Source organism: Kinneretia sp. DJ1R-11 (assembly GCF_025717595.1).
In the GTDB taxonomy this organism is placed as follows: domain Bacteria; phylum Pseudomonadota; class Gammaproteobacteria; order Burkholderiales; family Burkholderiaceae_C; genus Paucibacter_A.
In genome coordinates, this window is the sequence record NZ_JAJIRR010000001.1 from 186421 (window position 1) to 206933 (window position 20513).

General features: G+C 62.3%; 16 protein-coding genes. 2 read left to right on the top strand and 14 right to left on the bottom strand.

Annotation, left to right across the window (positions count from 1 at the left end):
* Positions 1-7: 7 nt before the first annotated feature.
* The 10 genes from LNV23_RS00795 to LNV23_RS00840 all read right to left on the bottom strand — a co-directional run bounded on the left by LNV23_RS00795 (position 8) and on the right by LNV23_RS00840 (position 10285).
* Positions 8-382: a response regulator gene (locus LNV23_RS00795; protein WP_263561196.1), complete on the bottom strand. Its 375-nt coding sequence runs from the start codon at positions 380-382 to the stop codon at positions 8-10.
* Positions 383-384: 2 nt separating this feature from the next.
* Positions 385-636: a hypothetical protein gene (locus LNV23_RS00800; RefSeq protein ID WP_263561197.1), complete on the bottom strand. Its 252-nt coding sequence runs from the start codon at positions 634-636 to the stop codon at positions 385-387.
* A complete protein-coding gene (locus LNV23_RS00805; protein WP_263561198.1) occupies positions 636-3251 on the bottom strand; it encodes a chemotaxis protein CheA in 2616 nt (871 codons plus the stop codon). The genes LNV23_RS00800 and LNV23_RS00805 overlap by 1 nt, the downstream gene beginning before the upstream one ends.
* Positions 3248-3616, bottom strand: coding sequence for a response regulator (locus tag LNV23_RS00810; protein ID WP_263561199.1), 369 nt, complete (start codon positions 3614-3616; stop codon positions 3248-3250). Before LNV23_RS00810 ends, LNV23_RS00805 begins: the two co-directional genes overlap by 4 nt.
* Positions 3613-4473 (bottom strand): CheR family methyltransferase, encoded by an 861-nt coding sequence (locus tag LNV23_RS00815; RefSeq protein WP_263561200.1) that lies wholly within the window; start codon positions 4471-4473, stop codon positions 3613-3615. Before LNV23_RS00815 ends, LNV23_RS00810 begins: the two co-directional genes overlap by 4 nt.
* Complete coding sequence (locus LNV23_RS00820; protein ID WP_263561201.1) at positions 4466-5089, bottom strand: HEAT repeat domain-containing protein; 624 nt, start codon at positions 5087-5089, stop codon at positions 4466-4468. The genes LNV23_RS00815 and LNV23_RS00820 overlap by 8 nt, the downstream gene beginning before the upstream one ends.
* A gap of 12 nt (positions 5090-5101) precedes the next feature.
* Complete coding sequence (cheB, locus tag LNV23_RS00825) at positions 5102-6223, bottom strand: chemotaxis-specific protein-glutamate methyltransferase CheB (protein WP_263561202.1); 1122 nt, start codon at positions 6221-6223, stop codon at positions 5102-5104.
* A 17-nt stretch (positions 6224-6240) separates the two neighbouring features.
* Complete coding sequence (locus LNV23_RS00830; protein ID WP_263561203.1) at positions 6241-7824, bottom strand: chemotaxis protein CheW; 1584 nt, start codon at positions 7822-7824, stop codon at positions 6241-6243.
* Positions 7825-7838: 14 nt separating this feature from the next.
* Positions 7839-9764, bottom strand: a complete 1926-nt coding sequence (locus LNV23_RS00835) for a methyl-accepting chemotaxis protein (protein WP_263561204.1) — start codon at positions 9762-9764, stop codon at positions 7839-7841.
* A 119-nt stretch (positions 9765-9883) separates the two neighbouring features.
* On the bottom strand, positions 9884-10285 hold the full coding sequence (locus tag LNV23_RS00840) for a response regulator (RefSeq protein ID WP_263561768.1): 402 nt from the start codon (positions 10283-10285) through the stop codon (positions 9884-9886).
* Positions 10286-10575: 290 nt separating this feature from the next.
* Between LNV23_RS00840 and LNV23_RS00845 the strand changes: the two genes are divergently transcribed.
* Entirely contained in the window at positions 10576-12321 is a 1746-nt protein-coding gene (locus LNV23_RS00845) for a PAS domain S-box protein (RefSeq protein WP_263561205.1), read from the top strand.
* Complete coding sequence (locus LNV23_RS00850) at positions 12318-12968, top strand: response regulator transcription factor (RefSeq protein ID WP_263561206.1); 651 nt, start codon at positions 12318-12320, stop codon at positions 12966-12968. Before LNV23_RS00845 ends, LNV23_RS00850 begins: the two co-directional genes overlap by 4 nt.
* Positions 12969-13316: 348 nt before the next feature.
* On the opposite strand, the gene LNV23_RS00855 is transcribed toward LNV23_RS00850, so the two are convergent.
* From LNV23_RS00855 to LNV23_RS00870, 4 genes are all read right to left on the bottom strand, one after another.
* Complete coding sequence (locus LNV23_RS00855; protein ID WP_263561207.1) at positions 13317-13721, bottom strand: tRNA pseudouridine(13) synthase TruD; 405 nt, start codon at positions 13719-13721, stop codon at positions 13317-13319.
* A 168-nt stretch (positions 13722-13889) separates the two neighbouring features.
* Positions 13890-15785, bottom strand: coding sequence for a GGDEF domain-containing phosphodiesterase (locus LNV23_RS00860; protein WP_263561208.1), 1896 nt, complete (start codon positions 15783-15785; stop codon positions 13890-13892).
* A 493-nt stretch (positions 15786-16278) separates the two neighbouring features.
* Positions 16279-16761: a GreA/GreB family elongation factor gene (locus LNV23_RS00865; protein WP_263561209.1), complete on the bottom strand. Its 483-nt coding sequence runs from the start codon at positions 16759-16761 to the stop codon at positions 16279-16281.
* Positions 16762-17109: 348 nt separating this feature from the next.
* Positions 17110-20481 carry a PEP-CTERM sorting domain-containing protein gene (locus LNV23_RS00870; protein ID WP_263561210.1) on the bottom strand — a complete coding sequence of 1124 codons (3372 nt, stop codon included), beginning with the start codon at positions 20479-20481 and terminating at the stop codon, positions 17110-17112.
* Positions 20482-20513 lie beyond the last annotated feature (32 nt).

Genomic DNA, 20513 nt, shown 5'->3' on the forward strand with positions numbered 1-20513 from the left:
CATCCGCTTAGGCGCCAGGCAGAACCTGCTTGACGATCTTGACCAGGTCAGCGCTGGACACCGGCTTGACCAGCCAGCCGGTCGCCCCCAGGCGCTTGCCTTCATCGCGCTTGCTGGCATCGCTTTCGGTGGTCAGCGTCAAGATCGGCGTGAAACGCAATCCGGGCAAGGCTTTGATGTGCTTGATCAATTCAAGCCCGCCCATATTGGGCATATTGATGTCGGTGATGACCAGGTCGGGCTTGAAACCGCTTTTGATCTTGTCCAGTGCTTGGACGCCGTCAGATGCGGCTTGCACCGAGAAGCCATGCATCTCCAGGCTGGACTTCAGGCTCATCGTCATGGTGGACGAGTCATCCACGATCAGGATCGTCTTGGCCATCTTCATTCTCCGTGTGAGTGGATATCAAATGCGCTGCGCAGCCAGCCCTTGAGACCGGCATCTTTGGGCCAGGCTTGCACTGCAATATTCGCGGCCAGCAAGACCTGCAAATTGGCGGGATGCAGGTGTTCGCATTGAGACAAATCCGCAGTGGCCGAGGGTCGCTGTTGCAGCCACTCCAACAGCGTCTCGGCGTCTTCCACACCCACCAGGCCCCGGAAGACCGGTCCCGTCTCTTGGTATTCGATCGGCATCAGAACAACTCCTTCACGTTCAGCACCATCAACACAGCGCCATCGCCCATCAAGGCGGAACCGCTGTAGGCGCGCAGATGGCTCAACACGCCAATCATGGGTTTGAGAATGATGTCGCTGGTGCCGCAGAACTCATCGACCAACAGGCCCACCACCGAGTCGCCATGACGCACGACCAGCACCGCCAACTCATCATCGGCGTTTGCCAGCGGCGGCGCGGCCAAACCCAGCAGCTGGTTCAGCGACAGCAAGGGCACGATGCGTCCGCGCAGCACCGTGGTCAAACTCTGCTTGATGGCATGCACCGCAGTACGTGGCACACGCACCGTCTCCAGAACGGCGTCCAATGGCGCGGCAAACAACTGACCATCGGACCGGACCGTCATCACATGGCTGACCGCCATGGACAAAGGCAGCGAGATCGTGATGGCCGTCCCCTGCCCTTTGACGCTGCTCAGCTCAATGCTGCCGTTCACCCTTTGCACCGCGCTGCGCACCACGTCCATGCCCACACCGCGCCCGGACAGATCGGAGACGACTTCGGCGGTCGAAAAACCCGGAGCGAAGACCAGATTGATGGCCTCTTGCTCAGTCAGGCGCTCCATCTGCCCCTCATCAATCAGGCCTCGCTCCAAGGCCTTGCGCTTGATGCGCTCGGGGTCAATGCCTTGGCCGTCGTCCGCAATCTCCAGCAGCACCCGATCCGATTCCTGACGGGCGGTGATTCGCAAGGTGCCGATGGCAGGCTTGCCGCAGGCCAGGCGCTGCGCCGTCGTTTCCAAGCCATGGTCCAGACTGTTGCGCACGATGTGCACCAAAGGGTCACCCAGGGCTTCGATGATGTTCTTGTCAGCGGCGGTGTCTTGCCCCTCCAGCACCAAGCTCACTTCCTTGCCTAGACGCCGGGAGATATCGCGCACCAGGCGGGGAAAACGCTGCATGACGAAAGAGACCGGCATCATGCGAATCTGCATGATGGCGTCCTGCATTTCCTCGGAGATGCGATTGACGACCGCGTACTGCGCCTTGATTTCGCGCGACAGCTCGCGTACCTGATAGACCGTCTCGGCACGACTGGCCAGGTAGGGCATGGCGTTCTTGGCCACCACCATTTCGCCGATCAAATTCATCAGCCGTTCGATCTTGACTTGATCCACCTTGAGGCTCTTGGCACCCGGCGAATCGTCGGCACGCCGGTTCATGCGCAGGTCCAGCTCTGCCGTGTCGCCATCCGGCCCAGCCATCGATGTCGCGACCGCACGGTCATTGGCCTCGGGGCTGCGCAGGATGGCGCCATCCAACCAGTTCAAGAGCGGCTCGCTCGACTGCGCCTGCAGCGCTTGGCTCAAAGCCTGATCAAGAGGCTGAGTCTCCGCCTCCCGGCCACTGGCTTGCATGCAGCGCAGAAGCGCCGCAGCCGTGGCACGCAGGCGGCCCGGCTCAAACGCCATGCTTTCGGCGGCCAGGCTCTCGCGTTGAAAGGCCAGCACTTCACGCAAGGCCATCGCACGCGGCGTGGTCACAGCTTCGCTCGTTGCCGGCGCTGCGGGCAAGGCGTCTGCTGCGGCCTCCGGCCATTGCGGGGTGGACAAAGTCTGCAGCGACAGCAGCCAGGCGCGAACCTCGGCGGACTGGGCCGGCAGGGTTTCGAGCAAGACCAGCAGCCATCTCAGCGCCGATGACAACCACAAGCCTTCATTGGAAAGCTCCAGCATGGCACGGGCGATGCGAACCAAACCCTCGGCATCATCGGCTGAGATCAAGGCCAATGCTTCTTCGACAAAGTCCTCATAAACGGGGCCGCCGTTCGGGTCCCCGCAGGCTTGCACCAGGCTGAGCGCCGGCACCTGCTGGAAATGCACCTGGTCGATGACGTAGCGGTAATGCTCTTCCAGCTCCGCCTGGCTGGCGCTGCTCAGAAGCTCAAAGCCCAGCACGCAGTGGTAAGCATCCAGCGAGGCCAGGCTGGGCCAGCGGGCGGGCGGGCACATGCCGCCCCAGAGCAGGCCAGGCGTCAAACGCGCCTGATGGAGCGGATCGGCACCTTGGAAAAAGCATTCCGCATCAGGACGGTAGTGGAGCCACAACAAGCGCTTACCTAGTTGGGCCTCCCGCCAAGCTTGTTGGCGCGCCAACTCAGGCACACGCAAGAGCTGAGCAGGGTCCACCTGGGCCACCGCAGCTTCAGGCAAGGAAGAGACTTCTGACTCGCCAGCGGCAAAAGCCGCACTGATGGGGATCAAGGCCCGCAGAGCTCGCGCCAACTCGCTGGCCTCGGCCGCGGCACTCGGATTGCTGGCGCGCTCGGCCTCCAGGTCGCTGCAGATCATGCCGACAAAGTCCATCGCCTCCAGCAAGCGATCTGCCAAGCTCTGCGAGTAGCTGACGCGCCCATTGCGCACGGCATCCATCAGGTCCTCGCCGGCATGCAGGACGCGGGTCATTTCGGGCAACTCGAAAAGGCCGCTATTGCCCTTCAAGGTATGGACCAAGCGGAACAGTTGCACCATCAGCGACTCATCGCTGGGCGCGGATTCGAGCAGCATCAGCAGATCAGCGATTCCTTCCAAGGCATCTCTGGCCTCGGCAAGAAACTGCTCCAGCAACTCGTTCATTCAGCCTCCCCCAAGAGCACAGCCGCGGAAGCCAGCAACTGATCCGGCTTGAGTGGCTTGACGAGATAGAGGTTGGCGCCGGATTCGAGGGCCAGTCGGCGATCATCTTCCGAGGCCTCTGTCGAGATCATGATGGCCGGCATCTGCGGCACATCGAGGCGGCGCAGCTGACGCAGAAATCCATGCCCATCCAATTTGGCCATGTTCACATCGACCAGCAAGAGATCGAAGCTGGACTTCAGGACTTTCTCCAGAGCTTCGATGCCATTGATGGCCTCATCGGTCTGATAGCCCGCGCCCTCCAGAATGCGGCGGTGGTAAAGGCGCACCGTGGCGGCGTCATCAATGATCAGAACTCTCTTCATGGCCTGACTCCCAAAGGCTTTTGATAGACGATGGCTTCGGGAAACTTGCGCACGTCGTAGAGCGAGGAGATCCGACTCATGGACTCCGAATGCCCCAGACAGAGAAAGCCTCCTGGCCTGAGTGCGTCGTAGAAGGTCTCAGCGGCCGTCTTGCGCGAAAGATCGTCGAAATAGATCAGCAGATTGCGGCAGAAGATCAGGTCGAAGTTGCGATAGGGCCGGGTGTCGGCGGGCTCCGAGAGATTCACCCGCGTGAACTGCACCGCCTCGCGCAAGTCATCGCTGATCTGGAACGCATCGCGCTCCCGGCAAAAGTACTTTTGCAAATAGTTCTTTGGCAACTGCGCCACCGAACGGGCCGAGTACAGACCTTGCTGAGCTTGGGCCAGGATGCGAGTGTCGATGTCAGACGCAATGATCTCGACGTCATGGCTCTGAATGCCGGGCCAGCGCTCCAAGAGATAGATGGCGATTGAATAGGGTTCTTCGCCGGAGGAGGACGGGATGACCCAAATACGCAAAGGATCGCCGTTCGTCTTGCGCGCGCACAGGTCCGGCAAGAGCGAGTTCACCATGCAATCGAATTGATAGGCCTCGCGGAAGAAGTAGGTTTCGTTGACCGTCATCACATTGGTCAGCGACTGCAATTCTTCGCCCGAGGCCTGGAAACGCAGCATGATGAAGTAGCTGCGAAAGCTCTCATGCCCCGTCAGCTCCATGCGTTCCAGCAAGCGCTTGTCCACAAAGTAGCGCTTCGAGCCGTCGAACTGAATGCCGGTCTTGCGATAGAAGAACTCGCGAAACTTCATGAAGTCTTCTTCGCTGATGTGCGGCTCGGCCATCGTGGTCTCAGTCATCGTTCAGACGGTTGATGGCCAGGTCGGCGGCGAACTGGATGTAAGGGTCATCCGGAAAGCGCCGCTTGAGCTGCACCAAAGGCTGCAATGCCGCCGGCGAGCCCAGCTCCGACAGCAGATCGACCGCAGCGCCGCACACATTGACATGAGCGTCCTGCGTGATCACCTCACACAACCAAGCTTCGACCTGAGGATGGCGCAGTGATTCCAGGATGTTCACCGCGAAGATGCGCATATCGCTGCTCGTGTCATGCAGCAGGTCCTGCATGATGGGCGCGACTTCATCGGGCAGTTGCTTCATCGCCTCAATGGCTTCATTGCGCAGCGCCACGTCCTCACTGCGCAGGCAAGTGACCAAGCCCGCCACGGCTTGGGCGTCACCGACGCGGGTCAAGGTGGTCAAGATGACCTCGCGGACCGAGCCATCGCCCTCCTCATTCAGCCGGGCCAGCAGATCGGTGCTGCAGTTCGGGCAGTTCAGCAAGTCGCGGGCGGCCCAACGCCGCGCCTCGGCGCTGCCGTCGTCCAGCTGCCGAGTCAAGCTCGGGCAGTCGCGCGCGTCACTGCGTTCGCAAATGCCATCGCGTTCATTGGGGGTGCGTTTGACCAAGGGCATGACGACTCCTGTTCAGTGCGCAATCCAGGCGCGCAGCTGGCTGCCCACACGGTCCAGCGGCAGCACCAGGCTGGCGCCACCCCGTTCAATCAACTCAGCCGGCATGCCGAACACCACCGCCGTGTCCTCGGACTCGGCAATCGTTCGCCCGCCGGCCTGCTTGATGGCGGTGAAGCCATCGGCGCCGTCGTAGCCCATGCCGGTGAGCATCACGCCCACGATGTGGCGGGCCGGCACACACTCCAAGGCACTGCGCGCCAACAACTCAACGGAGGGGTGCCACAGATGCTCACGCGCTTCTGGCTTGGGGATCGCCGTGAGTTGGCCGTCGCGGCGAGACACCACCATATCGGCGCCGCCCTTCCCCACATAGATGGTGCCGGCCTGCAAGCGCATCGGACGATTCACCTCCACCACGGCGAGCGGGCAAACGCCATCCAAGCGGGCCGCAAAGGGCGCGGTGAAGCTGGCCGGCATGTGCTGAGCCACCAAGACCGGCCATGGGAAGTTGGCGGGCAAGCTCGGCAACACTTCTTCAAGGGCTCGGGGTCCGCCTGTGGACACACCAATCAGCAGCAAGCCTTGGACATCGGCCTTGGCCCGGCCGGCCTCAGCAGCTTCGACGGCCGCAGCTTCACTGGCGGCCAAGCGTTCCTCGCGCAGGCGCTGCGCCAAGCCGACCGTGGTGCTGCTGCGTTGCGGGCTGGGGCGCTTGGGCAAGGCTGCACGCGAGCGACCCACCCGGGCTTTGGCCGCTGCGCGAACCTTGGCCAGCAGATCCACCCGCACCTGGTCCAAGGTCAATGAGATCGTGCCGCCGGGCTTGGCCACATAGTCCACCGCGCCGAGATTGAGCGCCTCGAAAGTGGCGAGCGCGCCCTTCTCCGTCAAGGACGAGACCATCACCACGGGCACGGGCCGCTCCGCCATGATCAGCGAGAGCGCCGTGATGCCGTCCATCTCGGGCATATTGATGTCCAGCGTCACCACATCAGGCTCGAAGCGGCGGCATTCTTCGACCGCCTCGGCACCGTTGCGGGCCTGGCGGATCAAATAGTCACCCTCCGCTTCGAACAGCTGGGTCAGCTGCCGGCGCATCAAGGCCGAGTCGTCGACGATGAGCAGCTTGATCATGGCTCTGGGTCTGCTGGCTAGGCCGCCAACTCAGCGACATGCTGCAAATCGCCGGCGGCCAGAAGATAAGCCGGGTCGATCAGTTGCAGCATGCGTTTTTGCTTCTCAAGATTGGCCATGCGCGCCAGCAAGGTGGACTGCTCATCGGAGAGCTGTGGCGCGGCTTCAATGGCCCGCCGTGGCACTTTCAGCACCTCGGCCACTGCATCCACGATGAAACCCGTGCGCACGCCGCGGATCAGGAAGACCACGATGCGCTGGCCGTCATTGCGCGCTATCGCCGCCAAGCCCAAGCGACGCCGCAGGTCCAAGACCGGCAGCACGGTGCCGCGCAGATTGATCACGCCCTCCACCGAGGCCGGCGCCTTGGGCACATGGGTCAACAAGTCGGGCACGCGGACGATCTCTTGGACGCTGTCAATCGGCACGCCAAACTCCTCGGAGCCCAGTCGGAACACCACCACCTGCTCGTCATCATCGGCGCGACGGCCATCTTCGCCGGAGTGCTCATGGGCATGGTCTTCGGCAGTCGATTGAGAGTCGTCGTTCACGGCGTTCAATGCCTCCTTGATGACGGAATGACGGAACAGCTTGGTGGTGCAGATGATGGAGACCAAGCGCTTGCCGGCCTCGAGGCGACAGATCTCGCTGACATCGCTCATCGATTCATCTTGAGCGAGCAAGGAAGGCATGGCTTGGACATCGCGCCGGGCCACTCGCAAGACCTCATTGACCTTGTCCACCACCACCCCGACCGAAGCGCCACCGATACCCAGCACCACAATGCGGCTCTGCTCATTCGCGTCTTGCTCAGCCAGTACAAACATGCGGCGCAAGGCCACCAAAGGCAGAAGACGATTGCGCAAGGTCATCACGCCCAGCACATGCGCTTGCGCATGGGGCACTTGGATGATCTGCTCGGGGACCTGCACGATTTCCTGCACGTCTTCGATGGTGATGGCGTACTCCTGCCCGGCCACATCAAAGCTCACCAACTGGAGTTCATCGTCATCTGGCGACGTATCTAGGGCCTGCACAGTGGAGGCCGTGCCGGGGCTGTGCCCCTCCGATGAGCGCCGCCCGATCGCCGCGATCTGGGCGAACTCCTGAGCAATCAGCTTCTCGAAGTTCAAGACCATGACCATGGCGTGGCCGCCGATGTCTTTGATCAGGCCGGACAGCAGTTCGGCATTCACTGTGCCGCTGATGCTGCCCACGTCCTCGATCTTGCTGGCGTCCACGCCGACCACGCTGGCCACCCGGTCGACCACAAAGCCGATGGGCTGACCCAGATCGATCACCACGGCACGCGATGCGTCGTCCGCGGCTCGGTCCGCAAAGCCGAGCGCGCGGCGCAGGGACACAATCGGCAGCACCTTGCCGCGCAAATTGGCCAGGCCGTCGAGCGTCGGCGGCGACAGCGGTACCCGCACGACATCGGGCACGCGAATGATTTCTTGGACGGGAGCCATCGCCACGGCGAAGACCTCGTCTCCGGCCTCAAAGGTCACATACTGGCTGGCACTGATGGCCTGGCCTCCGGCGCCGGCAGCGCCTTCGACCGAGCCGGCCAGGCCTGATTCAGGATGGGGGCTGTTCATGACGAGGGCCTCGCTCAAGCGCTTTGCAGCTCGTCTGCCAAAGAGGAGATTTCCTCGATGGCGCTGGCCAGCTCCTCAGAACCCTGGGCCTGCTGCTTGGCAGCAGCCGCCGCTTCCTCGGAGGCCTTGAGCGCCTCTTGGGCGGCTGCTGAGATTTGCTCGACGCCGCGTTTGACCTGCGCCACTGCGGCGCCGATCTCCTCGGCCGCCGCGAGAATCTCATTGGCCCCTTTCTCGACTTCCATCACATTGCTTTCGATCGCCACGAGGTTCTGCGTCGTGGCGCGCGCCTTCTCCACTTCGGCCAGCGCGGTGGCCACGATCTCCGACAGATCCCGAGCCACGATGACCACCTGGTCTTGCACCGCTTTCACCAGATCCTTGATGCGATCGGCGTTCTCGGCCGAGTCTTGCGCGAGATTGCGAATGTCCGTGGCCACCACGACAAAGCCCTTGCCGTACTCCCCGGCGCGGGCTGCCTCGATGGAGCCGTTGACGGCCAACATATTCGTTTGAATCGAAACGGTGGTGATGGCGTCCACGATCTTGTCGATGCGCCGCGAGACCAACTCCAACTCCTTCACCTGCCGTATGCTGACTTTGCTGGCTTCGGCCGACGCCCCCACATTGCTGATCAGTGCGTCCACGGACTCCTTGTTGGTGGCCAGCAGCGTACGCACATTCGCCAGCTTTTCTTGGCTGGCCTGGCCGCGCTGCTGCGCAATCTGGGCGCCACGCTCAATCTGGCTGATGGCTGCAGCGGCTTCTTCGGTGCCGGCCGACTGCACATCGGCACCCCTGCGGATTTGCTCAATCGCCGTCATGATCTGGCTGCCCGAGCGGCTGATTTCCTGCACGGCAGACGACAGCTCTTCCGCAGCAGAGGCCACCTCCTCCGCGCTCTTGGCCACATCGGTGGAATTCTTCAGGTCCTCAGACATCTCCGACAAATGCTGCGCCGTCTGCTCGCTCGCGGCCAGGGCCTGCGCTTGTTCGTCCACGGTCTTGGCGGCTTCCTCGGCGGCGGCCGACTGTTCGGCGGCGGCCGCCGCGATGTCCTCTGAGCCCTTCAGCGCCTGCCTGGCCGCTGTAGAGGATTGCTGAGCGCCGACCGCGATTTCGCTGACGCCTTTGACAATGTCGATCACATCCACGCGCACCTGCTCGAGTTGCTGCGTGATGACCTTGCCGTTCTCCACATCGGCGGCCACCGCCTTGGACGACTCGCTGATGCCGTCGGCGATGACCTTGACTTCCTGCTGGATCTGGCCGACCAGTTCCTGAATCTGCTTGGCGCTCTTCTCACTGGTTTCGGCCAAGGTGCGCACCTCGTCGGCCACCACGGCAAAGCCCTTGCCATGCTGGCCCGCGCGGGCCGCCTCGATGGCCGCATTCAGGGCCAGCAGATTGGTTTGATCCGCGATGCGGGCGACAGCCTTGACGATGTCACCAATGTTCGCGGCCTGCATTTCCAGCTCGGCGACCATCTTGACCGAGTCCGCCTGGCGGTCCGCGGCGATGCCGACATTGGTGATCAGCTTGGTCACCTCTTCACTGGTCTTCGCAACCAGAACTTGGGATTCATCGGCACGCTTGCTGCTGGCGTCGGCATTGAGCAACTGGCGGCTGATGGAGATCTCCACCTGCTTGAAAGCGGCCAAGGACTCCTGTGCCGCGCCCGAAGCTTCCTCGGCTCCGGTGGCAATCTGATCGGCCGCACGCTTGAGCTCTTCCGCCGCCGAAGCCGCTTGCGCAATGCCGGAAGACATCTGCCCGGTCGCCGTGGCAATTCGCTCCGCTGCCTGCTGCTGTTTGGCCAGCGTACGGGCACGCTTGCGCTGTTGTTCCGCCTCACGGGCCGCGCTTGACGAGTTGCGCGAAGCCTGTGCGACGACCGTCGATGCGACAGCGCCAGGAGCGACCTTCTTGATCAGTGCCATGGTGGGGATCCTTTCGTGCGGCTGCCCTTGGTTTTTTGAGGCAGCGGTTTTGGATGCGAACTAGAGGGAATCAACAAAAGAGCGATGACAGCGAGAAATGAAATCAGACGCGATCCGGCTCAGGGCGAGTGCCCGAGCGGATCCATCGAAACGCCAGGCCCAAGCAATCGCTGGAACAGAACCAGCAGTTCCTTGACATGAATTGGTTTGACCAGATAGGCCCTGGCTCCGGCCTTCAAGCCCGCGTCCAGCTGGGCCTCGTCCGCCGAGTTCGCCAGCATCACGACAGGAATCTGTTTGAGCTTCGAGTTAGCGGCCATCAACTGACACAGCGCATGGCTGGTTTCTGATGCCGGCTTGACTTCCAGCAAGAGCAGATCCGGCGCGCAAGACAATGCCAAGCTCAGGCATTGCGCTTCATCCACGGCACTGAACAGGACATAGCCCGCATCCTCCAGCGAAGCCTGCAGCAATCGCCAAAAGCTGGTGCTATCGCCCAAGACCAAAATCTTCGCGCGCATGAGATGCCCATCGATTCGGGTTGACGCAAGTCCAAGAAGGGGTCGACTCAGAAGGATTTCGAAGGCTGGGGCCGCAGCAGGCCCCAACAGAAATCGATCGGGTCGTGGGCCATCGTAGAGATCGGAGCGCAGGCTGTCAGTCGGCCAAATCCGAGAACCGGAGATCAAATATCTGAGGCGGCCTAGGACTAATCCGATCTATTGACCTGGATCAAGAGACCGTCTGGAACTGAGGTTTGACGCATCAGGGCCTGTGTTAGCGTTGATCCACGGTCGCGAGGATTCACTCCATGCCTCAGTCTTATCAGTCGTTTGAAGTCGAGCACCATCTGATCGTCACCGACGAGTCGGGACTCACACGCTTTGTCAATGGCGCGTTCACGGCCCATACGGGCTACAGCATCGAAGACATGCGCGGCCGGCCGCCCGGCCAGCTCTTGCAAGGGGCGGACGCGGACCCCTCTGCCTGCGCGGCCATGGCGGCGGCGGTGCGCGACGGCAAGCCCTGCCATGGCCTCGAACTCGTCAATCACCGCAAGGACGGCACGCCCTACAAGGTGGTGCTGGACATCGAGCCGATGTTTGATGCGGGCCATCTGCGCGGCTTCATCTCCATGCAGACGCCGATGAGCTCGAGCCTTCCAGGAGCCTTCCATGCCCAGGGCCGCGCCGGTATCTGGTGGCATTCGCGCAGCGGTCGGAAGCGCCATTGGTCTGCCGACATGTATCAAATTTACCGTCGAGACCCAGCATTAGGCCCACTGTCTCCAAATGAATGGATGGGCACCTTCGGCGCCAAAGGCTGCGCACGCTTGGCCGAGATGCGTGTGCAAGCGGCAAGCCAGCGACGCCCCTATGCCGTGGAGCTTGAAGTCCGCCGCGGCGATGGGACCATGGGCTGGGTGCTGATCCGCGGCGAAGCAGAGTTTGACTCCGAGGAACCCCACCGCATCATCGGCCACCACGGCAGCACCGAGGACGTGACCGAGTTGGTGGCTGTGCGCCAGCAGGCGCTGGCAGCCGATGGGCGACTGCAGGCTTTGTTTGACGGCGCCTTGAATGCCATCTTGCTGGCGGATGACCAGGGTCATTGCATCGATGCCAACGCTGCCGCCTGCAGCATGTTGGGTTACACCAAGAGCGAACTGCTGAGCAAGTCGATACAAGAGTTGATGATTCAGGGCCCCAACCAAGACAAGCACCAGAGTTTGTGGCGCCGCCTGTTTGCCAGCGCCCGCCAAAGCGGTCGCACCCAGATGTGGCGCAAGGATGGCCATGCGCTCATCGCTGAGTACTCGGCCGTCGCCCATATCCAGCCCGGCGTTCATTTGAGTGTGCTGTCTGACGTGACCGCCCAGGTTCGCAGTGAACTGGCCCTGCATGCCGCCCAGCAGCAGTTGCGAGACTTCTCCCTTCGCCAGCAAGAGGAGTTCGACGAGTTTCGAGCCGAACTGGCACGCGATGTCCATGACCAGCTGGGGCAGATGCTGGGGGCACTCAAGCTGGAGGTGGATTTGTTGATGAAGACCGAGGGCCCCTCCGATCTGCAACACATGCGAAACATGATCCAGGAATGCGTCAATTCAGTCCGCGACGTCAGCCGGGCCTTGCGCCCCGAGGCGCTGGAGCTGGGGCTCTTGCCTGCCTTGCGCGGCATGGCCAAGGAAATGTCCATGGGAGCCGACGTTGACATCCAGACCCTCTTGCCTGAGCAGTTGCCCGCCCTGCCCGTGCAAACGGCCCGGACGCTCTACCGCATCGTGCAAGAGGCACTGACCAACGCCTCCATCCATGCCGACGCCCATACCATTTGCGTACGCCTCGATTGCCATGACGATGTGCTGGATCTCGAAGTGCGTGACGACGGCTGTGGCTTCTCCTTGGATCGACGTGGCGGCAATCGCGGCCTGGGCATGCTGGGCATGCAGGAGCGCGCCAAACAGCTCGGCGCGGAACTCGCCGTGATGAGCACACCCGGCGAAGGCACCAGCATACGGGGCCGATTTCGCCTGAGCACGGCCGGGAGAGCCGCATGATTCGTCTCGTTGTTTGCGATGACCATGACATGGTCCGAACCGGTCTGGTCCGCGCCCTGCAGCACGACGGCTTGCATGAAGTGGTCGCCGATGTGTCGAGCGGCAGCCAGTTGTTGGCCTTGCTGCACCGCGGCGTGGCTTTCGATGTGCTGCTGCTGGACTTGAATCTGGGCGCCGCCGGGCTGATGGCTGGCATCGACTTGATCTCCAGCCTCAAGACCGTCCATGGGCTTGCGAACATTCTGGTGGTCTCCATGCACGACAACCCGGCCATTGTTCAAAGTGCACTCGAGGCCGGTGCCCTGGGCTATGTGACCAAGGACAGCTCGATCGAATTGCTGCAGGAGGCGGTCAACCATGTCCGGCATGGGCGGCGCTTCCTCGACCCCAATTTGGTCGAACGCATGATGGTGCATCGCAAACAAGAAACCGGCCCTGCCTGGGACGCCGAGTTGACCCACCGGGAACGCGAAGTGATGAAGCTTCTGTGTGGCGGGCAACGCGTGAGCGAGGTCGCCCTGAGTCTGGGCCTGAGCATCAAAACCGTCAGCACGCACAAGGTGCGCCTGATGGAGAAGCTCAATGTCAGCAACAACGCTGCGCTCTTCAAGCTGGGCCAGGAGTCGGTGGACAAAAACCCGCGTTGACATGATCAGCAGCCCGTTGGATGTGCGCGCAGGGCGGGCTGCTCAAGCAGGAGTTTTCATGGAGGCAGAAAACTGATCCAGGCGCGCGGTATCGATCGCGAAGAATACGCATGGATGAAGCGTTATGAGTCGATGCTGCAGTCCTGCATCGCCGCAGTCGGCACCTCAGTTGCCCCGGCACCGACAGAACGCTGACGCAGGAAGAAGCGGCCCAGCGGCCCCGTCTTCCCTCAAGCTGGCCAGACGTCACTGTTTGTAGCTGCGACCAGAAAGGCTGTCCGTTCTGGGCAGGATGCTGCGTTTCTTTCAAAGGAGGTTGAACTGCCCCCATTGAGCGATCAGGCACCTTCACTGGACGGCTCCAGCCTCTCTCTCGCCATGCCGCTCAGGCTCTGTGGCGTGGAGGATCTCACTCAAAACGGAGGTGGCGTAGGTCCCGGCAGGCAAAGAGAAGGTGAGCACCAGTTGATCGGCTTGCGGCCACTCCCATGTCATGTCCCCCGGGCACGCCACCAGGGCGTGGCGGTCCTGATCCAAGCCGGCGTGTTCCATGCCGTCGCACTGGACGGCATGACGGGCAGCCACACCGTCCTCCAGGGCCTGCGCCTGTTCGCTGCTGCTCGCTTGGGCCCGGCCCCAGAGCGGCCCGGTGGGCCGGCCCGCGGCGTCCATCACATCACCGGGAAGGGTCTGGCCCCAAAGTCCATGCTGGACGCGCAGCGCCAGCACCTCATTGAGAACAAAGGAGTGCACTGCGACAGGTAGATGCCTTTCTTCTTGGGCTTGCGCACACGGACCATGCGCGCCAGCATGGCTCGGCCCTGCACATCAATTTCAACTCCTGCATGAAGAAAGGGGGAGGGCCGCGGAGCCACGTCTTGGAAAACCGGGCAGCAGAATGCAGCGCCGAGTTTGGCTGGTTCAGCGCTCCAGCAATAGATCCAACGGCTGCGGGCGGGCAAAGTAGAAGCCTTGCAGGCACACACCGTGGAGACCGCTGATGCGTTCAAGCTGCCCGGCTGTTTCCACCCCTTCGATCACGACCCGGCAGTCAAAGTCGCGCCCGAGCTCGCACAAGGTGGCCAAGACCATTTGGCTGCGCCGATCAGTCTCAATGCGCTGAACAAAAGAACGGTCGATCTTGATCTCGTCAAAGTGCACTTCGCGCAGGTAGCTCAATGATGAGAATCCGCTGCCAAAGTCGTCCAGAGAAACCTGCACCCCCAAGTCACGCAAGGCCGCACAGGCCTGACGCAAACGTTGCAGATCACCGACGAAAACTTCCTCGGTAATCTCGATGATGAGATTGCTGGCGGCCACACCGCTTTCAATCAGCAGGCCTTTCAGCAGATCAGGAAAACCCGGCGAAAGAAACAAAGCGGGCGAGACATTGGCTGCCACCTGGATGTCGGCGCCATAGCGTGCACACAGTGCCGGCATGTCGTGCAAGATGCGCTGCAACATGCGCTCGCCGAACTGGGTCATCCAGCCTTCGGCATGGAGCACGCTGATGAAAGTTGCGGGACCAGGCACCTGTTCATCCTCCAAAGGACGCATTCGCGCAAGTCCCTCGAAACCGACGATCTGCTGATGCTCACGATCAACCTTGGCCTGATAGACGGCATAGAAACCGTCCTGGTCTAGGGCTTGACGCACACGCTCCCGGAGCACTTGCTCCTCGTGCAACTGCTGCAGCATCTCGGCCGCAAAGGGTACACACGCACCAGGCCCTTGAACAAGCGCACTCTGCAAGGCCACCTGGGCGCTGCGTCGCAAAGCATCCAAATCGACGCCATGCTCCGGAAAACTCACTGAGGCCGCATGGAGCTGTATGCCCAGCCGGTCCAGTGACAACTTGCTACAGGCATGCGCCATGAAAGCCTTGGTGGCCTCAATCAAACGATGCGGGTCAAGCTCGGGCGACCACACTGCCAACTGATCACCAGACATGCGGCACAGCATCAAGGAGTCGGCCGAGAGGTTTGTGCGCAAGAGCTCAACGCCGTCACGCCAAAGTTGATCCACACGCCCCGGTCCACACAGAGCGCTCAGCTCGCGCAGCCCCAAGAGCTCGATCACCATGAATTGGTGCACCTGACCCGAGGCACGGCCCCGCTCCAGTTCGCGGTCCAGGAAATCAACGTTCCACAAACCCGTGACGGCGTCTTGATAGGCGAAGCGAAAAAGCTGCCGGTTGCTGGACTCAAGGAGCTCGATCTGACTCAGAAGTCGGTGCTTCAACTCAAAGATTGCACCGCCCATGGCCGTTCCCAGCAGCACCACCGTCAAACAAACGATCACCCAAGCCTGCGGCCGACCTGAGAAATCGGGAGCAACCGTGCTCACCCGGATCCAATCCAGACTGACCCCAACCGCCATCGCCGCAAGCAAGAGCACACAGGCCACCGGCAGCGCCAAGGCGCGCCGGCCGCTCCAATTGGTGAAGGACAAGGCCATCACCCCAGCCACCAAGAGATAGCCGTCTGGCGAATACGGGTTAAAGACGATCGCTGGTACGGCCACCAGGATGCCCGTCAGCGCCAGACAGGCCAGACGTCGACCCGAGGAGATGCGATGCCGACACAGCCAAAGAAAGAACAGCAGTAGCGCGGCCAGCGCATCTACGGTCATGGACACCGGATAGGCCCGCGCGTGAAGCAAAGCCAGTGCGCAGACCGCGGCGGCAACGCTGGAAATCAACACCATGCGATCAATCAATCGATCGCTGAGCCCCAGGCCCATCGCGGGTTCAAGCCGACGCGATGACGGATCACTGGCGGCCGCGTCAGACATCAAGGGAACCGAAGATGGGTTCATATCAGGTCTCCAGGTGATTGTGCTCGTCAGCGCCGCCTGAAGCGGGGTGATCGTCCGGCGAATTGTAGGAAGGCGCACGCCCTGCCACTCATGCGCAATCCCTGCCGTTCTTGGCCTGCAAGAACCTCGATGCGAGTCGCAAGCAGCACGGTCGGCCAGTCAAGTACAACTGCCTTTGCTTTGGACCTACGGCACTAGTGCCGTCGCATGCTTCCAAGCAGCGCGCCCCCAAGGCCTTCAAGGAGCGCAGAGCTTTCGCCCAGGGTCAGGTCTTGAATCAGCAGGGTGCCCCTTCCCTCGCTCCTCTTGTTGGCTGGCTCACGGCAGCTCCGGGCACTGAACTGCCTCGCGATCAGTGCCTCCGAAGCGAATGGGTATGTGCCAGGCCTAGCGTGCGAACGAACCCGCGTAGCTCACCAGCCCTTGTGCCGAGCCTCCCGAAGGAATCGAGGCGAGTAACTTCTGATCAATTCGGCGTGAACTTGCTGGCAGCTCAATGAACCCGCCGCACCTCGAACTGCTGGCGAACTGCGGCGACTTGCAATGACACCTCATCACCTTCGCATTTGCCCAGCACGGCCCTGCCCAAGGGGGCATCGCTGCTGATGACCTGAACGAACTGATCACCGCAGAGCAACTTCATGCTGCCGCCGTCCGGGCCGAGAAAGAGCTGTTGCTGCTGGTCGTCGGCATCGACCAGGCAGACCCAGGCGCCGAGCTGAATGCCTTTGCTGGCGTCGTAGGGGAGCGGGCGGAACTGGCGCCAATGAACCATCGCCTGGCGGATGGCTTCGGCACGACGGGCTTGTCCTGTGGCCAGGTAGGCGGCTTCGAGGCCCAGGGTGTCGTACTTGTTTTCGGCGATGTTTTCTTCGTGAGTCGCCGTTTCATGGGCCGCTCGCGCGGCCTGTTCGGCTTGCAGCAGGTCTTCGGCGAGCCGGTCCAGCACCTGCTGCTGCAGCAAGAATTTATCCATGATGAAAGGGCGACGTCTCGAACAAGCGGGGGCAGGTCGCGATTATGAAGGGCCGCCCGCTTTGGGCGCTTCCGGTGGCTGACGAACAGCCGCCGTGAGCCGATGCACAAGTGCTGCAATGACACGGCCCATAGAACTGAAGGGGCCAACAGGCCCCTTCTTTCTTCACTGTGTCTCGACAGACCCGATTCCTACTGACTCGAAGAAGAGGCCGCGGCTGTCAGCTCTTGACCGGTCAGCACGCGAATTCGCGAGAGCTTCAAGCCGCCTTGGCTCCTTGGACTTTCATCAGTCTATTTCGACAAAGGTGCTCAAGAGGATGGGGGCCGAACGACAGCCAGGTTTCGGTCAGTCAGTCTTGCGCCGGCGCCAGGCCAGCAGGCCAAGCCCGGCCAACAGCATGAGGTAGCTCTCGGGCTCGGGCACGGCCGTGACCGAGATCGTGCCGCTGCTGTAGAGCTGGCTGTAGTCCAGCTGAGTGCCCGCTGCCAGCATGAAGCCGCTGGCATCGATGCTCTTGAAGACGCCACTCGTCGTGCCCCAGTCCAGCAGGTCAAAGCTCTGGCCGGCCTGAGCGACAAAGCCGTTCCACGACGTCAGGACCAGCTTGCCGCCCAGCCTCAGATTGCCGCCGACCGACAGCTTGTCAAAGCTGTCGTTCACCAGCGGCGAGCCGGTCGCGCAGCTCAAGGCCGTGCAGGCCAGGATGCCGCCGATCTCGGCCGTGTAGGTGTTGCTGGCGGCGAAGGTGACCGAGCCCTGGATATAGCCATAGCCCGGCGAATTGCCAATGCTCAGGCCACCCTCGAAGAACATCTTGCCGTCACCGTTGACGTCCGAACCGTTGCGTTGCTTGACCTCGGCCGCGAAGGTCGCGACCGACCCTTCCGAGACGCGCAGCTCGGCACCGTCTTGCACTTCCAGCTTGCCATAGAAGGTCGTGTTGCTGAGGCCCGAGAGAATGATCTTGCTGCCGGCGCTGGCGACGATGTCGGCCCGCAAGGCCGAGGTGCCGCCGCTCAGAAATATCTCGCCCTTGTTGCTCAAGGGGCCCGAGCGCAGCGTGCCATAGCCACTGAGGCTAGCGCCAAGCTCGTTGACCATGGCGTAGCCGTTGGTGTCTAGCGTGCCGCCGGCGAGTTGGATGGAGGCGAAATTCGACGCCATGCCGTTCTTCAGCAGCAATGTGGCGTCGGCGTCGGCCGCCAAGATGCCGATCCGAGCGCCGGAGCGGATGTTGTTGACCCGGGCCAGACTCAAGGTGGCGCCGGAGCCCTGGGCACGAATGCTGCCGTAGTTGTCGATCTGCGCGTTGACCTGGCCCTGGCCCTGCACCGCGCCAAGGTTCAGAAGCCCGGCGCCGCTGAGCGAAGTCGTCGCGGCGTTGAGGACGATTTGGCCGTTGTTGGTGAAGTACGGGGCCACGCGCAGATTGCCGCCTTCGACCAGCAGGCGGCCATCATTTTGAAATGCGGTCGCGATCACACCGCGCCCGCTCAGCGTGCCCTCTGCGCCGTTGACCAGCGTGGCACGGCCGGAAATGGTGCCGCCGTTCAAGGTCATATTGCCGGCGTTGAGCAAGTTGGCGCCGCTCAGAACCAGGCCCCGGGCGTCCAGCATGTCCCAGTTGCCGGTGTTGCTGTTGGCGCCCAGGCTTGCCAACTCAAAGCTACCCCCGGATAGCTGAAGCAAGCCGGTGTTGCTGAAGCCCGCCGTGCCCGCAATCACGCCATGACCGGCCAAGTAATTGGCATTCACAAAGGAGCCGACGCTGCTGATCTTGCCGCCGGTCATCTGCAGGGCGCCGTTGTTGCGGGTGCCCTCGGCACCGACGCTCAGCTGACTGAAACTGCCCACAGCCAGCTCGCCTTCGACGCGCACGCCACCCGCTTGAACCATGCCGCCGTTCAGGCTCAGATCGTCGCCGGACTCAATGATCAAGGCGGCGTCGACCAGGACATTCATGTCCTTGCCCAGGCCCACGCTGTGACCCAGGATGCCACTGCCACTGGCCACCGCGCCGAGAAAATGGACGGTGCCGGTGTTCCAGTTGACCTGGCCGGCATTGCTCGCCCAGCCCGTGGTCAGCGTGCCGCCGTTCAGATTCAGCACGCCGCTCCTGCCGATGAACAGCCGGCCGGCGCTGTTGAGGCTGGCGCCGCTGCCCAGGTTGACGATGGCGGAGCCGTCATTGCCCGCGATGACCAGATCACCCCTGACGCTCAGGCCGGCGCCCTCGCCGCTCAGGTTCACCAGCGCCGAGGCGGCGTCGGACTCTGCTAAACGGACATCCTGGGCCGACACCTTGCCGCCATCCCGGATGTCCAGGCTGCCGCTCCGAACGCTCAAATTGCCGCTGCTTTGCAGGCTCGAATTGGCGCCGCTGACCAAAATTCGGGACGTGCCAGGATCGCCGATCGCGCCCAGAAAGCTGTGCCGGTTGCTGAGCTGGCCGCCTTGCTCGATGAAGAGCGAGGCCTCACCCAGATTGCCGATTTGCAGATCGCCGCTGAGCTGCCAGCTCGAGCCGGTGCCGCTCACCTTTGCAGTACCGACGCTGCCGGCCAGATTGCCCACCGTCGCGCTCACATTGCTGAGCTTGGCGCCGGCCTCGACCCGAAGGCTGCCCACACCGGCGTCGCCGATGCTCATCGTGCCGGTGCTGACCCATGAGGAACCTGTGCCTGTGAGTTTTACCAGGCCGTCGCCCCCCAGGGCTCTGCCGATGAAGCTGTTGCCGCTGCTCAGCACGCCGCCGTTTTGCACCGTCACGGTGCCGGTGCTGCTGCGGCCCACGTCCAGGTCGGCGTTGAGCGCCAGCTTGGACGACGTACCGTCGATCAAGACCGTGCCCTGGCTGCCGTAATTGAAGCCGACAAAGGCTTGATAGGCGGTGGTCTGGCCTGCCGTGATGTTCAGGACGCCGCTGCCGGCGCGGCCCACGTAGAGACTGCCGCCCAAGTTGAGCTGGGCGTCAGAGGCGCTCAGGTTCACCGTGCCGTCGCCTCCGTACAGCTCGCCGAGGAGCAGCTCCGGAGCGGCCAGCTTGCTGTTGGCGCCGATGTTCAGCGTGCCCTGGCCGGTCGTGCCGACTTTGGTACTGGTATTTTCGTAGGAGATCAAATTGACGCTGTTCTTGAGGGTCAGCGCGTTGTTCAGCTCGCCAAAGTTCCTGAGTTGCAGACCGCCGGTGCCACCATCCCAGGTCTGGTCCGACCTGGATTCGAAACGGAAGTTGAAGGTCTGCTGCTTGTTGCTGTTGTTCTTGATATTGCCTTTGAGGGCGAGCGCGCCGAAGGTGCCCGGATTGAAGGTGAAGGCGCCGGCATTGCTGCCAAAGGTGAAGTTGACCTCGATCAAGTTGCCGCTGGGCAGGCCGTTGATCGTCCTGTTGGCGTTGTTGTCATTGAAGAGCAGCTCGGACCCGGCGGGAAAGGGGCCGATGGTGGGTGAACCGTTCTCGCCGAACGGAAAGCAGGTCCTCGACTGGCCGTTGACGACGCAGGGAACGCTCCAGTTTCTGCCGGTGGCCCACTGCCCGTCGACCAGGCCGGTCCAGGTGTAGGTGGTCGCCGCGGCAGGCGCCACGTGAACGAGGCTCAAAGCAACAGCCAGCGCGATGCTGAGCGGCAAGCGCCGAAGTGCACCGGCGCCGCGGCGCTTGACAGAGAGGGGGCCGCTGCGGGTGTGGCGGACATGGGAGGCAAGCTTGTTGTTCATGAGGAGTCCTGTAGATTGGCGAGGCAATGAAG